11 protein-coding genes are annotated in these 15,022 nt (G+C 69.9%); 5 read left to right on the forward strand and 6 right to left on the reverse strand.

What is annotated here, in order from left to right; all coding sequences use genetic code 11:
* Window positions 1-261: 261 nt before the first annotated feature.
* Complete coding sequence (locus ACFYWI_RS25255) at window positions 262-1,551, reverse strand: LCP family protein (RefSeq protein WP_389236643.1); 1,290 nt, start codon at window positions 1,549-1,551, stop codon at window positions 262-264.
* Window positions 1,552-1,690: 139 nt separating this feature from the next.
* Here ACFYWI_RS25255 and ACFYWI_RS25260 point away from each other — a divergent pair, with 139 nt between their 5' ends.
* Window positions 1,691-2,239: an acyl-CoA thioesterase gene (locus ACFYWI_RS25260; protein ID WP_389236645.1), complete on the forward strand. Its 549-nt coding sequence runs from the start codon at window positions 1,691-1,693 to the stop codon at window positions 2,237-2,239.
* Window positions 2,240-2,260: 21 nt separating this feature from the next.
* Here the strand turns inward: ACFYWI_RS25260 and ACFYWI_RS25265 are convergent, their stop codons facing one another.
* A complete protein-coding gene (locus ACFYWI_RS25265; protein WP_389236718.1) occupies window positions 2,261-3,640 on the reverse strand; it encodes an LCP family protein in 1,380 nt (459 codons plus the stop codon).
* A gap of 280 nt (window positions 3,641-3,920) precedes the next feature.
* Here ACFYWI_RS25265 and ACFYWI_RS25270 point away from each other — a divergent pair, with 280 nt between their 5' ends.
* Window positions 3,921-4,949 (forward strand): glycosyltransferase family 2 protein, encoded by a 1,029-nt coding sequence (locus ACFYWI_RS25270; RefSeq protein WP_389236647.1) that lies wholly within the window; start codon window positions 3,921-3,923, stop codon window positions 4,947-4,949.
* Between the two features lie 154 nt (window positions 4,950-5,103).
* Here the strand turns inward: ACFYWI_RS25270 and ACFYWI_RS25275 are convergent, their stop codons facing one another.
* The 4 genes from ACFYWI_RS25275 to ACFYWI_RS25290 all read right to left on the reverse strand — a co-directional run bounded on the left by ACFYWI_RS25275 (window position 5,104) and on the right by ACFYWI_RS25290 (window position 11,360).
* On the reverse strand, window positions 5,104-6,816 hold the full coding sequence (locus tag ACFYWI_RS25275; protein ID WP_389236649.1) for an LCP family protein: 1,713 nt from the start codon (window positions 6,814-6,816) through the stop codon (window positions 5,104-5,106).
* A 49-nt stretch (window positions 6,817-6,865) separates the two neighbouring features.
* Entirely contained in the window at window positions 6,866-8,617 is a 1,752-nt protein-coding gene (locus ACFYWI_RS25280; RefSeq protein WP_389236651.1) for an LCP family protein, read from the reverse strand.
* A gap of 219 nt (window positions 8,618-8,836) precedes the next feature.
* Window positions 8,837-10,435 carry an LCP family protein gene (locus tag ACFYWI_RS25285; RefSeq protein ID WP_389236653.1) on the reverse strand — a complete coding sequence of 533 codons (1,599 nt, stop codon included), beginning with the start codon at window positions 10,433-10,435 and terminating at the stop codon, window positions 8,837-8,839.
* Between the two features lie 172 nt (window positions 10,436-10,607).
* Window positions 10,608-11,360, reverse strand: a complete 753-nt coding sequence (locus ACFYWI_RS25290) for a TIGR03089 family protein (protein ID WP_389236655.1) — start codon at window positions 11,358-11,360, stop codon at window positions 10,608-10,610.
* 128 nt (window positions 11,361-11,488) lie between these two features.
* Between ACFYWI_RS25290 and ACFYWI_RS25295 the strand changes: the two genes are divergently transcribed.
* The 3 genes from ACFYWI_RS25295 (at window position 11,489) to ACFYWI_RS25305 (ending at window position 15,010) form a co-directional block, all read left to right on the forward strand.
* Window positions 11,489-12,787, forward strand: a complete 1,299-nt coding sequence (locus ACFYWI_RS25295; protein WP_389236657.1) for a peptidoglycan recognition protein — start codon at window positions 11,489-11,491, stop codon at window positions 12,785-12,787.
* 126 nt (window positions 12,788-12,913) lie between these two features.
* Window positions 12,914-14,005 carry a sugar phosphate nucleotidyltransferase gene (locus ACFYWI_RS25300; protein ID WP_389236659.1) on the forward strand — a complete coding sequence of 364 codons (1,092 nt, stop codon included), beginning with the start codon at window positions 12,914-12,916 and terminating at the stop codon, window positions 14,003-14,005.
* 9 nt (window positions 14,006-14,014) lie between these two features.
* Window positions 14,015-15,010 (forward strand): DNA-3-methyladenine glycosylase family protein, encoded by a 996-nt coding sequence (locus ACFYWI_RS25305; protein WP_389236661.1) that lies wholly within the window; start codon window positions 14,015-14,017, stop codon window positions 15,008-15,010.
* The last annotated feature ends 12 nt before the right edge of the window (window positions 15,011-15,022 follow it).

Here is a 15,022-nt window from a genome sequence, read left to right on the forward strand (position 1 = left end):
ACCCGGGCCCCGGGTATGGTGTGGCCGCCTACCCCCCCTAACCGGTTTGGCCGGCCCCCACGGGGGCTACGCGCCCCCCCTCCGGGGGTGCCTCTTCCCGCGCTTGCGGCCGGAACCCGACCGGAACGGTGCACGCGAACCCGTTCGTCGGCCGACCCGACCCGACCCCACCCGGGCCGCCGGCGGTTCGCCGGTGGTCAGGCCGAGCGGAAGGGCCCCGCCGGAAAGTTCCGGCGGGCCTTCGCCATGGCGCGGCGAGCGTCAGCGGTCCGACGTCACCGTGACCTTCTCGTCGTTCTTCAGCTGCTCCACGAGCTGCTTGACCTTGGCCTTGTCCCAGACCAGGTTGCCGGCCCTGCTGCCCGAGATCGGCATGTTCATCGATTTGCCCTCGCCACCGGTGACACCCTTCATGGCGAAGAACATCTGGCCCAGGTCGAACAGGCTCATGTCCTTGTCGACCACGAGCGTGTCCAGTCCCGCGCCCATCGTCGGGTAGAGCTTGAAGGGATTGAGGACCGTGCCGGGCGTCGCCGTCTGGTTGGCCAGGGCCGCGAGGAACTTCTGCTGGTTCTTCGTGCGGTCCAGGTCGGAGCCGGCGAACGCGTACCGGGTGCGTACGAACGCCAGCGCCTGCTCGCCGTCCAGCGTCTGCTTGCCCGCCTGGAAGTCGGCGCCCGACTTCTTGTCCTTGAAGGCCTTCGGGATGTCGATCTCGACGCCGCCGATCGAGTCCACGATGTTGGCGAAGCCGGCGAAGCCGATCTCGACGTAGTGGTCGATGTGCAGGCCCGTGTTGTGCTCGACGGTGCGCACCAGCAGCTCCGGGCCGTCCTCGGCGTAGGCGGCGTTCAGCTTCACGCGCCGGCCCTCGTTCGGGAAGAACTTCCCGGACTCGGAGCCCTTGAAGGACGGTATCTCGACGTCCGAGTCACGCGGGAGCGAGATCAGCGTCGGCCCGTTCGAGCCGTCGTGCAGGATCATCATCGAGTCGGTCCGCTTGCCGTCGGCGGAGCCGGTGTGGAGCTTCTTCTTCTCGTCGTCCGACATGCCCTCACGGCTGTCGGAGCCGACGATCAGGTAGTTCGTGCCGTCGCCCGCGCCGGGACGCTCGATGACCTTGGACAGGTCGACCTCGCGCTTGAGCTTGGAGTCGGCCCAGAAGTAGGTGCCGATGGTGACCGCGAGCAGCACCACGACCAGGGTCAGCGAGCCGACCTTGAGCCGGCGGCGCCAGTCGGGGGCCGGGCGGCCCTGGCGCGGATAGCCGGCCTGGGGCGGGATGCCGCCCCCCTGGCCGGGGCCGCGTCCGCCGCCCTGCCCGTAGACCTGGCCGGTGTTGTAACCGCTGTCGTAACCGGTCTGGTCATAGCCTTCGTCGTACCCGCGCGGCTGCTGCGGGGGGATCCCGCCGCGCTGCGGTGCGGCCGGTCTCTGGACATGGCGCATCACACGGGCGCCTTCCGGCTGCGCACCGGCGCTACCGCGCCCGTAACCGCGCCCATTGCCGTTGCCGCCTTCGCCGGACCATCCATCGGGCCAATCGTTCATGCCGAACAGTGTGCAGGGGACGGCCCCGGGCGGGACAGAGCGGGTGGGAAATAGGGTCGCCGCTGTTGCGAAGCTGATGCATTGCGCGCGCGGCAGCACGGAATCTGCACAGGGTCCCACCAGGCATAAGGTGGGCCGCATGACAGTTCAGGCGCAGCGCCCGGCGGAACAAATTCCGGGCAAGCCCACTTCGGCGTCCCGTACCACCCTCAGCCACATCATGACCGGAAGTGACACAAATCTCCTCGGTACGGTGCACGGCGGCGTGATCATGAAGCTGGTGGACGACGCGGCGGGCGCCGTCGCCGGCCGGCACTCCGGTGGGCCGGCGGTCACTGCCTCCATGGACGAGATGGTGTTCCTGGAGCCGGTCAGGGTGGGCGATCTGGTGCATGTGAAGGCCCAGGTCAACTGGACAGGCCGGTCCTCGATGGAGGTCGGGGTGCGGGTGATGGCCGAGCGTTGGAACGAGTCGACGCCCGCCCAGCAGGTCGGCAGCGCCTATCTCGTCTTCGCGGCGGTGGACGCGGACGGCAAGCCGCGCCGCGTACCGCCGGTGGTGCCCGAGACGGAGCGGGACCGGCGGCGCTACCAGGAGGCGCAGATCCGGCGCACGCACCGGCTGGCCAGGCGCCAGGCCATCAAGGAGCTGCGGGAGAGGCGCGCCGCCGAGGGCATGCAGGACTGAGTCCGACCTGGGGAGCAGGCCTCAGGGGCAGACCACCTGGTCGCCTGTCACCGCGCCGAACTCGCCCTGGTACTGGTCCTCCGCCCGCACGGGCCGCACGGCCTTGAAGTCCGTGCCCGCCGTCACCCGCAGCGTGGGGCCCTGCCCCTTGGCCGCCCGCATCTCGCACCCGGGCAGCGCGGCCTGCAGCGATTTCGCCGAGCGGTCCCAGCGTGGGTCGTACGTCACATACGTGCGCTGTGTCACCTTGCCGCCGTTGCCGCCGTTCAGTGGCCGACGGGTGGTGTTGAAGCCGGTGGCGCGCAGCGCCCGGTCGACCGTCTCTCCGAGCCCGTCGGCCGTGGTGCCGTTGTAGACCTGCACCCGGATCTGCTGCGGTGCCACATCGACGGGCGTGGCGCGCGGCAGTCCCGGCGGCCCGGGGCGGTGGGGGGCGAGCGGCTTGTCGTCGCGCAGCAGCTGGAAGAGCTTCTTCGACTTCTTGTCGTCCCACTTCACCGTGGAGCCGATGCCCTTGACGACATGACCGATCTTCCCGACCGGCACGGAGGTGAACTCCGACGAGGCGGGCGAGAAGCCCTGCATGGCTCTGCCCAGGGCGACCAGCTGCTCGGTGCCGAAGCCTTTGTCGGCACGCACCGAGTCGAGCATCGTGGAGGCGACCTGCTGGAACTTCACCGGGTTGAGCAGCACGCCCCTGCTGGTCGCCTGGTGGATGAGGGCGGCAAGGAAACGCTGCTGGCGCTGCATGCGCCCCAGGTCGGCCGCCCCGTCGATATGGCGTGAGCGCACGTACTGCAGTGCCTGCCCGCCGGTGAGCTTGTGGGTGCCTACGGCCAGATTCAGGCCGGTGTACGTGTCCTGCAGGGGCCGGGCCGTACAGACCTCGACGCCGCCCACTACGTCCACGGTCTTCATGAAGCTGGTGAAGTCGATCTCCAGATAGTGGTCGATCTTCACCTTGGTCATGTGCTCGACGGTCCGTACGGTCAGGGCGGGACCGCCCTCCGAGTAGGCGGCGTTGAGCTTCACCGGGTGGGGTTCGTGGTGCCTTCCGGTTCTCTCGTCGGTGTGTTCGGGGATTTCGGCGTAGCTGTCCCGTGGCAGGCTGACCACGCTGGCGCGCTGCCGGTCCTCCGAGATGTGCACCAGCATGATCGTGTCGGTACAGCGGCAGCCCGCCCCGCCGAGCCGGTACTTCTTCTTCTGCTCCTTGGTGATCTTGTCGCGGCCGTCGGTGCCGACGACCAGGAAGTTCATTCCGTGGGTGTCCTCGGGCCGGTTCTTCATGTCCCGGAACGGATCGACCCGTCCGATCCCGTCGTCCACGCTGGTGACCACGGCATGCCCGATCCCGCCCACGCCCAGGACCAGCACCGACAGCGAGGTCGCCACCCGCAGGCCCCAGTTCGGCCGTGCGGCCCTGCGCACGGCTTTCCGCCCGGCAGGCTTGCGCGATACCGGTTGTGCGGTCGGCCGCGGTGCCGGCCGGGCGGTCGGCCGTCCGGTCGGAGCCTGCGAGGCCGGCCGGGGACGGCGGGAGCGGGGTGGTGTGGGCAACGGGGACACCTCCGCGAGTGACGGCAGATCCTCCGCACCGTAGGCCCATACGATCAGCGGCACCGGCCGCGACCCGACCGCCGCGCATCCCTGTCATCCGTTCGCGGTAACGTGGCGACCGATGAACGCCACACCCGCTGTATCCGTGATCATGCCGGTCCTCAACGAGGAGCGGCATCTGCGCAGCTCGGTCCGTCACATCCTCGAGCAGGAGTACGACGGCGAGATGGAGGTGGTGATCGCGCTCGGGCCGTCCACGGACCGCACCGACGAGATCGCCGCAGAGCTCGTACGGGAAACCGCGTCCCAGCGAGCCCGTGTCCACACCGTCCCGAACCCGACGGGCCGCACCCCGGCCGCGCTGAACGCCGCCATCAAGGCCTCGCGTCACCCGATCGTGGTGCGTGTCGACGGCCACGGGATGCTGTCGCCGAACTACATCGCGACCGCGGTCCGCCTGCTGGAGGAGACCGGCGCGCAGAACGTGGGCGGCATCATGTACGCCGAGGGCGAGAACGACTGGGAGCAGGCCGTCGCCGCCGCGATGACGTCGAAGATAGGTGTCGGCAACGCGGCCTTCCACACCGGCGGCCAGGCCGCCCCGGCGGAGACCGTGTATCTCGGTGTCTTCCGGCGCGAGGCCCTGGAGCAGCAGGGCGGCTACAACGAGGAGTTCATCCGGGCCCAGGACTGGGAGCTGAACTTCCGGATCCGCGAGGCCGGCGGGCTGATCTGGTTCTCACCGGAGCTGAAGGTGCAGTACCGCCCGCGGCCCTCCGTGCGCGCGCTCGCCAAGCAGTACAAGGACTACGGGCGCTGGCGCCATGTCGTGGCCCGCTACCACCAGGGCTCCATCAACCTGCGCTACCTGGCCGCGCCGACCGCGGTCTGCGCGATCGCGGCGGGCATCGTGGTGGGCGCGGCCCTGACCCCTTGGGGCTTCATCGTCCCCGGCGGCTATCTCGCGGCGATCGCGGCGGGCTCCGTCCCGGCGGGCAAGGGCCTGCCGCTCAAGGCGCGTCTGCAGATCCCGGTGGCGCTGGCGACGATGCACATGTCATGGGGGTTCGGCTTCCTGACGAGCCCGCGCGCGCTGGCGAAGAAGGTCATCGCGAGCCGCAGGCCCGCGGTGAAGGCCGCCGCCGTCTGACACAGGCCGGACAATGCGGCCGTCCGACACCGGACGGACAACGCGGCCCTGCGACACAGACCCGACGGCGCGGCAAAGTCCGACGGAGGTCCGAGAACGAGAGAGCCGGTCCGTCCCGACGGGGAGGGACCGGCTCTTCTCTGTCGCGCGCGGGTCAGGAGAAGCGGTACGGCGCGTAGATGTCCATGCAGCCCTCTTCGTTCCCCATGACCGTCTCGGTGTTCTTCGGCGGACCCGCCGACGGTGTGTTCTTGGGGAAACTGTCCCCGTTCCGCCAGTCCGCACCCACCACGAGGGTGACGCCCGAGACCCCGGTGGACTTCTTCACCGCGCTCGTGGGAATCCCGAGCGCCTTGGCCACGGCGTGCGCGTCGCCTTCCAGATCAGCGCTCGGGAACAGGATCTGCGTGCGCTCCTGCGGCTTGAGCGTGGCGTCCGCCTTGGCTCCGGTGAAGCCCTTCTGCGTCAGCACACCCGCGACGGCGGTGGCTCGCTGAGGCGTGGCCGACCGACCGCCGGTCCCGGTGCCGTTCTGCACCATGACGCCGATGTCCGCCGGGTCCGCGGCCGGGTCCTTCGGGGCGGCCGGCTTCTTCGGCTTCGAGGTCGCCGCCTTGCCGTCCAACGGGACGTCGTCGCGCAGCATCTCCCAGAGCCTGTCGGCCTCGCCGGGTGCGGGCAGCACATGGTTGTCGGGGTTCCGCGGGTCGGGGATGCGCGGCATGGTGAGCATGGCGATCCGGTCGGTCGGCACGTCCTTGAGCGTCATGCCCAGGTCGAACAGCTTCTTGACCGTGCCGATCTCCTCGGAGACCTGGAGGGACTTCGTCGCGGTCTCGGCGAGATCCATCACCCGGCCGGTGTCGGTGAACGCGTTCTGTTCCTTCAGCTTGCGGATGACCGAGTTCATGTACATGTGCTGGGCCTTGGACCGGCCGAAGTCACTCTCGAAGGCATGGCGGGTACGCAGCCACTGCAGTGCCTCCTTGCCCTGGATCTCGTGCGTGCCGGCCGTCATCTTGAGCCCGGAACCGCCGCTTACACGCGCCGTGGGCCGGTCCCAGACGTTCTGCCTCACACAGACCTCGGCCCCGCCGACCGCATCCGCCATGTCCACCACACCGGCGAAGTCGACCATCATCCAGTGGTCGATGTAGACCCCGGTGAGCTTCTCCCAGGTGGCGAGGGTGCAGCCGGGGCCGCCGCGCCTGAGGGTCTCGTTGATGAGGGTCCTGGTCGCGGCGAACGGCTTCTTGGACTTGGGATCCGTGCACTCGGGTATGTCCACCTTGGTGTCCCGTGGAATGGAGACGACCGAGGCGTTCTTCCGGTCGGCCGACACATGCAGCAGCATCTGCACATCGGCCAGCGGAGGTGACCCGACGCTGCTCTTCGAGCCGCCGAGCTTGAGGTTCTCATCCGAGTTCCGGCTGTCGGAGCCGATCAGCAGCACGTTGAGGGGCGTCTGGCCCGCCGCGTTCGGGGCGCTCTTCTCCGCCCCGCCCTTGGCGGAGCTGCGCTCGCCCTTGCGGATGTTGCCGTTGAGGTGCTCGTAGTAGAGGTATCCGGCGCCGGCCGTGCCCAGGATGAGCACCGACACGGAGCCCGCGACCCAGCGCAGTATCCGGCGCTTGCCGCGCTGCCCCCGGCGGCGTGCGCCGCCGCGGCGATGACCGCCGGCCCCGGCGTCGGCGGCAGCCGACCCCGTGTCCCCCTCGCTCTGTCCGTCCTGCTCGATGTCCGGTGCCCTGCGACTGCCGGGGACGCGTGCGCCCTCGTCTCCGTACAGGCCGTCGCCCCAGCCCAGATCACCGGCGTGCGGAACGCGCTCGCGCGTTCCCTCCCCTCGCACGCTGTTCTGTCCCACCCCAAGTCCCCCCTGTAGTCAGGCGCTCCTCATGAGCCGGTGTTCCGGCTCACTTGGCGCACACCTGTTTGTCTGCTTCGACCTTCTGCACACCCTCCGGCGTCTTCGCCGGACCGGTGATGGGCACCCCTGCGCCCTTGAAATCGGCGCCGAGGGTCAGCGTCATCGCTTCCAGCCCCTCGGCGTCCTTGGTGCCGGGCTTCAGCGCCGAGGCAGGCAGGCCCATCAGGTCCGCGAGCTTGCGGGCCTGGTCGGCCTGGTTCGGCGCGTACTCCAGCTGTGTCTTGGCCACATCGGCCGGGGCGTTGCCCTTGTTGGTGGACTTGGTCACGCCCTCGTCGATCTGCAGCCATTCGAGAGTCTTCTGGGCAGAGCCCTGCGGGCCGCCGCCGTTGAACACATCGACGCGGACGTCGGAGGCCTCGGCCCTCAATCCCTTGAGGAGGGCGGCCTGCTTGTCCTTGGCAGCCTTCTTCTTCTCCTCGACCTCGGTGAGCGAGATGTCCCCGCGGACCATCGAGAACAGGGCCTCGGCGTTGGAGGGGTCGAGGACGACCGTGGCCTTGACCTTCTCCGCCGGGTTGTCGATCACGGGAACCGTGGCGAAGGTCAGGTTCTTCATGTCGAACTTGCCGAGCTCCAGGCCGAGGTCACGGAGCTTGCCTATGTCGTTGATCTTGGAGTCGACGGTCAGAGCCTTGGTGCCCGCCTCGGCCAGCTTCACCAGCTTGGTGGGGCTGGTGAGAGTGTCGTTCGACTTCAGCTTGCGCATCAGCGAGCTCAGGAACTGCTGCTGGATCTTGATGCGGTCGAGGTCACCGCCGAAGCCCACCGCATGCCGGGTGCGGACGAACGCGAGCGCTTGCTCGCCCTCGAGGGTGTGCTCGCCCGCCGGCAGGTTGAGCTTGGAGTCCTCGTCCTTGACGTCCTTGGCGAGACAGATCTTGACTCCGTCGACCGCGGAGGTCAGCGTCTTGACAGCATTGAAGTCGGCGACCATGAAGTGATCCATCTTTATGCCGGTGATCTCCGTGACCGTCCGCATGGTGCAGCTCGGCGTGCGGCCCGACTGGCCGAGGCTCACGTTGAACCGGGTGTTGCGCGTACCGGGAATGACCTTGGTGGAGCCGTCCTCCTGAGTGGTCGGACAGTCCGGGATGTCAGTGATCAGGTCGCGGGGGATGCTCAGTGCCGTGGCGTTGGTGCGGTCCTTGGAGACGTGCAGCAGCACCGTGGTGTCGGCGTGGCCCGCGCTGTTCTTGTCGCCGTAGCCCTCGTTGCCCTCGCCGGTGCGCTTGTCCGTACCGATCAGCAGGATGTTGATCGCCCGGTCCTTGCTGAAGCCGCCGGTGCCCGCGTTGTCGTCGGGGACGGTGTCGATGTTCCCGTTGAGGTGCTGGTAGTAGAGGTAGCCGCCGCCGACGGTGGTGACCATCAGCAGTGCGAGTGTGCCGCCCGTCCACAGCAGCGCCTTCTTCTTGCCCGACCTGGCCTGCTTGCGCTTGCGCCTGCCGGCCTGCGGGGGAACCCTGCCGCCCGAGGCGTCGCCGGCCCGTCGACTGCGCTGGCCGGGAACGTCCGGAGCCTGCGGGGCCGCCGTCCTGCGGCGGGTGGCGCCACCGGCCGGGGCGGCCGTGGCACGCCTGCCGTCGGCGCTCCTGGCTCGTGTGACCTTGGAGGAAGCGGACGACTGCGGTGCGGATTGTTCCAGTCGCAGTTCGTAGTTGCCGGTCTGCGGATTGAGTACCCACTGGTCTGCGGGGTCGATTTCGTCCGCCCGCCCACGGCTATGTGCATCCACGGTTGCCTGAGTCCTCCGTCGGTGCCACGCGAGGCGCCTCCCCCCAAGGCGCTCGGTCTTTCGATCCACTGGTGCGCGACACAGGGTCGGAGCACCGGATCGCGTCACACTATCCGCCCAGTTCAGCGTCGAGCGACGTCCGTGACAAATTCCACGCCCCCTATAACCGGGCAATCCGCCCATACGTCCTTCACCGCCGACTCTGCCTTGGCCATTGCTTTACTCACACATCCCTTCGGCTGCGTTCGTACCGGAGAACGTCGCCGTCGGTGCGGGGCTCCGGGAGCTCGTGTCGTCCGGCTTCCCGTCGCTCCGCTCCCGCTCCTTTTCCTGCTGTTTCGCCTCCGCGTTCTTGCCCTCGGGGACAACGATCACCGGAGCGTCGTCGCGCAGCCGCTCGAAGAGATCGCCCGCATCCGGCTCGACCAGTTCGTCACGGTTCGGGTTCGCCGCATAGGGCTGCCGCGGAACAGTCAGGAATTGCACCTTCTCGGTCGGTACGTTACGAATTGACCGGGTCAGATCGTACAGATCCCTGAGCGAGTCAAGACCGGGATCCGTGGTGATCGATTTGGTGGCCGCGTCCAGTACGGGGTAGAGCCGGGTCGGGTTGAGCAGAACACCGTTGCTCTGCACCTTCTTGACCAGCGCGCCCAGGAACTGCTGCTGGCGTTCCATACGTTCCGTGTCGCTGCCGTTGCCGAGCGACTTCCGGGCGCGTACGAAGCCGAGGGACTGCTCACCGTCGAGTGTCTGTCTGCCCGACCGGAGCGTAAGGTGCGCGGCCTTGTCGTTGATCGGTTCCGTCAGGCACACCTCGACACCGTCCACCGCGTCGACCATGTCCTTGAAGCCCCGGAAGTCGATCACCATGTGATGGTCGATGCGGATGCCCGTGAACTGCTCGACGGTACGGATCGTGCAGGCCGCGCCGCCGAACTGGAAGGCCCAGTTGAACTGGGCGAACTGCTCCTGGGTGCGACTGCCGTCGGGCTTGCCGCAGCTCGGGATGGTGACCATCAGATCGCGCGGGATCGACATCGCCGTCGCGCTCTGCCGGTCCGCGGCGATGTGCAGCAGGATCGTGGTGTCGGAGCGCTGGCTGTCGCCGCCGTCGGAGCCGTACGCGTCGTTGCCCTCGCCGGACCGGGTGTCGGAGCCAAGCAGCAGGACGTTCAGTGCGTCCACCGCGACGGGTTCGGGGCGTTCCTCCTCGTACGTCTCGAGCTCGGCTGCGGCGCTGGTGTCGGTCGTGATGTTGGCGTCGAGCTTGCGGTAGAACCACCAGCCGGTGCCGGCCGCGGCGAGGAGGACGACGGAGGTGCCGAGCGCCGTCCAACGCAGCAGGTGACGCCTGTGCTTGGGCTCTTCGCCCACCCGGGCGCCGACGTGGGCGCCGGCGACGCCGGAGCCTGTTGCGGTGCCCACGCCCGGCCCGGCGTCGCTGTCCGGGGCGGTCCCGGCGTCCGGCCCGGCGCGCACGCCCGGCCCGGCGTCGGAGCCCGAACCGCCGTGGGTACCCGAATCGCCCTCGCTGTCCGGCGCGGTGTGCCTGTCCGTACCGGTTCCGGGACCCGAACCGGTGCCGGCCCCCGACGTACCCTCGGTGTCGGCGTCCGTCCCGGCGTCCGTGTTCGTCCCGGTGGCCGTGTGTGACTCCGCATCGCTGCCGGCATCCGGGTCCGCATCCGCATTCGTGCGCGTGCCCGGATCGGCCGCCGCCCCTGTGGCGGCCGAATCGTCCGCGGCAGCCTCGTCGTCGGCCGGGCCGTCCGGTTCGGCGGGCGTGCCAGCACTGTCCGTCACGTGTGCGTCCATCCTTCATGGCGTCGGCGGCGCGCTGGGTCGCCGATCGCTGGACTAGACGGCTGAACCTCGCGCTGGGTTGTGCGTTTCAAGCACGCGTCTCGCCGATCATCCACCGGAGTTGACCCCGGGGCCGGGGGGCTCGGCCCGAGTGTGCGCCACATGAGTGGACTTCAGCGGCTTGTCATACAGCGGTGTCGGTGACCCGTTCGCTCTCGATCCGCTTCCGCAAGCCCTCAGGGGACAACTCGCCCAGATGTCGGCACAGTACGACGGAACCACCGGCCGCGAGCGGAGCGAACAGCCCTGCGGACAGCCCGTCCCAGGAGTCGTACGACTGCCCCGACAGCAGACGCGACCCCGGAGCGAGACCCAGCGACGCCGCGTCCGCGCGCGCCCTCTCCACCAGTTCGGCGCCGGTCAGCTCCAGGCCGCCGACCGCGAGCGCGGGCGCGCCGGGATCGACCGGTGCGTAAGGAGCGAACCGGTCTCCCTGGCTCGGCACCTCGACCGCGTAGTCGCCGAATCCTGCCGGCGGCTGCGGGAAACGCCCGCCCAGCGGGCGCAGCGCGAGCGCCATCCGCTCCCCGGAACAGGCGCGTGCCTGCTCGAGCGTGTCCGGTCCGCTGACCACCAGGTCGGCCTCGGCCGGGTCCCCGCCGACGTCCGCCACCACGCCCGCCGAGGAACAGGCCAGCAGCCACACCGCGCTCTGCCAGTGCGCCGGCAGCAGGAGCGCGAGCCGGTCGCCGGGTTCGGCGGCAAGGTCGCCCTGAAGCAGATTGGCCGTCTTGGCCACCCAATTGGCGAAGGTGGCGACGGACAGTTCGACGCGTTCACCGGTGGCGTCGTCGTAGAAGGTGACCAAGGGGCGCGCGGGGTCCGCGGCGAGCGCGGATCGCAGCAGGTCGGCAGGGGTACGGTCGCTCGCGTTCACCCGCGCAAGCGTACGCGGCCCCTCGCGCGCACCGCCGCCGTACCGGTGACGGCGTCCACCGGTCGGACCGATCGGCCGGGGATTTTCCGGGGAAGCGGACCGGGCGGTACCGGCTCAGGATCGTTGCCATGCATCGATACTTTGCTTCGTCGGCCAAAACGGCGTGCGCAGCAGCGCTCGTCCTGCCGCTCTCGTTCACCGCGGGTGCCAGCGGCGCCCATGCCGCGCCCCGCGAGGCGCCGGATGTCCCTGGCTCCACCCAGTCACTGCCACTGCAGAGCATAGGAAGTCCCTCCGACCGGGCGGCCGGAGCCGCCGAACAGGGGGTTCCCCAGCGGGAGGTGAGACCGTTCTCGCTGGTCGGCGTCGTGTGGGACGACGCCGGTGCAGAACTGCACGGCACCGTCCGGGTCCGTACCCGGGCCGTCGGCTCCGGCGCCTGGTCCGTCTGGCAGCAGCTCGAGACCCACAACCTGGAGCACGCGGCCGACCCGGGCACGGCGGAGAGCGAGTCCGCCACGGTGCGCGGCTCCACCGCCCCGCTGTGGGTGGGCGATTCGGACGCCGTGGAGGTACGCGTACAGGCGGATGGCACCGACCAACGGGCTGTGCTCCCGCAGGGTCTGCGCCTCCAACTCGTCGACCCCGGCGACGACCCTGCGGACGCGACGGAACCGGACACAAATACCGGCACCGGCGTGCCCGGCCCGGAGGAGCCCGGACGGGCTCCCTCGGGGCTGCTCGAGATCCCCGCCCTCACCCGGTCCGAGACGGAGGCCGAGGCCGTCGCCACCGGTGAACTCGCGCCAGGAGCCGAGCCGTACATCGGGCCGCGTCCGCGCATCATCACCCGCAAGGGGTGGGGTGCCGACGAGTCGCTGCGGGAGAAGACCTTCGTCTACACCGACCAGGTCAAGGCCGCGTTCGTGCACCACACCGCCACCGGCAACAACTACACCTGCGCGCAGGCGCCCTCCGTCCTGCGCAGTATCTACCGGTACCACGTCGAGAGCAGTGGCTGGCGCGACATCGGCTACAACTTCGCCGTCGACAAGTGCGGAAACATCTACGAAGGGCGTGCGGGAGGCGTGGCCAAGCCGGTGCTCGGCGCACACACGCTTGGTTTCAACACCAACAGCACTGGAATCGCCGTACTCGGCACCTACAGTCTCACCAAGCCGCCGACCGCCGCGGTGACGGCCATCGCCAAGCTGACGGCGTGGAAGCTCGGACTGTACGGCGTCGACCCCCGCGGCAGGACGACGCTGACATCAGGAGGAAGCGGCAAGTACGCGAAGGGCGTGAAGGTCTCGCTCAACGTCATCTCCGGGCACCGGGACGGGTTCACCACCGACTGCCCGGGAGACCGCCTCTACAACCAGCTCGGCACGGCCCGAAACGCCGCGGCCACCTACCAGGGCCGCTGACGCGGACGACCCGGGGCCGGGCATCCGGAACGTACCGTTCGCGCGGTACGTGCCGAACCCCTTGCATACACTGGCCGGTCTCCAACAGGCGACCGCGCCCGGCCCCGGCAGGAAGCAGAGAAGGCATTGAACCTGGCCCCAGAAGCGATCCTCCTGGTCGGAGGAAAGGGCACCCGGCTTCGTCCGCTCACCGTCAACACGCCCAAACCGATGGTCCCGGCCGCGGGCGTCCCCTTCCTCACCCATCAGCTCGCCCGGGCCAGGGCGGCGGGAGTCGAGCACATCGTGCTCGCCACGTCGTACCTGGCCGAGGTCTTCGAGCCGTACTTCGGCGACGGCTCGTCGCTCGGTCTGCACCTGGAGTACGTCACCGAGGACGAGCCTCTCGGCACCGGCGGCGCGATCCGCAATGTCGCGGCCCGGCTGCGGTCCGGGCCCGACGACCCCGTCCTGATCTTCAACGGTGACATCCTCACCGGGCTCGACATCAAGGCCCTGGTCGCCACCCACCGTTCGACCGGCGCGGATGTCTCGCTGCACCTGACCCGGGTGGAGGACCCGCGCGCGTACGGCCTGGTGCCCACCGACGCGACAGGACGGGTCACGGCCTTCCTGGAGAAGCCCCAGACACCCGAGGAGATCGTCACCGACCAGATCAACGCGGGCGCGTACGTCTTTCGCCGCTCGGTCATCGACTCCATCCCGGCCGACCGGCCCGTGTCCGTCGAACGTGAGACCTTCCCCGGCCTGCTCGCCTCCGGCGCCCACCTCCAGGGCATGGTCGACTCCACGTACTGGCTGGACCTCGGCACCCCGCACGCCTTTGTGCGCGGCTCCGCCGACCTGGTGCTGGGCCGGGCCCCGTCGCCCGCGGTTCCGGGCCGGTGCGGCGACCGGCTGGTGCTGCCGTCGGCGCGGGTGGCGCCGGATGCGAAGCTGACCGGCGGCACCGTGATCGGCGAAGGAGCCGAGATCGGCGAGGGCGCCCGGATCGACGGGAGCACGGTGCTCCGGGGCGCCGTCGTGGAGGCCGGCGCGGTGATCGCCGACTCACTGATCGGCGCGGGGGCGCGGATCGGGGCGCGTACGGAGCTGTCCGGCGTGGTGATAGGCGACGGCGCGGTGGTCGGCGAGGACAACGAGCTGCGGGACGGGGCCCGGGTGTGGTGCGGGGCCGTCGTTCCGGGCGGCGCGATCCGGTTCTCCTCCGACCAGTAGCCTGACCGCATGGCAGGACGCTTCGAACCGGGTACGAGCCGCACCACCGTGCGCGGTGGCCGCACTCGTGTACCGGTCGGCATACCGCGTCAGGCCGGGGGCGGCCGGACCCGTCGCTGGACCCCGCCATGGCCACTCGACCTGGGCCTGGCCCTCGGCCCGATGCGCCGGGGCCCCGCCGACCCCACGTTCCGCACGACGCCGGACGGCTCGATCTGGCGCGCCACCCGTACGCCCGCCGGTCCCGGCACGCTGCGGGTGGCCGCCGGCGACGGAGCCGTGGAGGCCGAGGCGTGGGGCCCGGGCGCCCCGTGGCTCCTCGACCGGCTGCCCGAGCTGCTCGGCGCGCTCGACGACCCCGACGTCTTCGAACCCCGTCACCGGCTTCTCGCCCACGCGCAGCACCGCAGCCCCGGTCTGCGCCTGCTGCGCACCGGACTCGTGATGGAGTCCCTCATCCCGTCGGTACTCGAACAGAAGGTGACGGCCGACGAGGCGTACCGGGCGTGGCGGCTGCTGGTGCGCAGGCACGGCGAGCCCGCGCCGGGCCCGAACGACCGCCTGTACGTCATGCCGGAGCCGCGTGGCTGGGCTCTCATCCCTTCCTGGGAATGGCACCGCGCGGGCGTCGACAACAAGCGCGCGTCGACGATCCTGCGCGCGGTGCGGGTGGCCCACCGGCTGGAGGAGGCCGCGGCGATGGAGCCCGAAGCGGCCATGGCTCGCCTGGAGCTGATCCCGGGCATCGGCCCCTGGACCTCGGCGGAAACGATCCAGCGGAGCAATGGCGCCCCGGACGCGGTCACGGTCGGCGACCTGCACCTGCCCCGTATCGTCGGCTACGCGCTCGCGGGCGACCGCAACGCGGACGACGAGGCGATGCTGAGGCTTCTTGAGCCCTATGCGGGCCAGCGTCACCGCGCGGCCCGCCTGATCCTCCTGAGCGGCCGCACCCCACCGCGCCGTCGGCCGAAAATGCGCAAGGTCGACATCGGCCTCCTGTGACATGCCGCGCGG

Origin of the sequence: Streptomyces sp. NPDC002889, from assembly GCF_042888425.1 — a bacterium.
Taxonomy (GTDB): Bacteria; Actinomycetota; Actinomycetes; order Streptomycetales; family Streptomycetaceae; genus Streptomyces.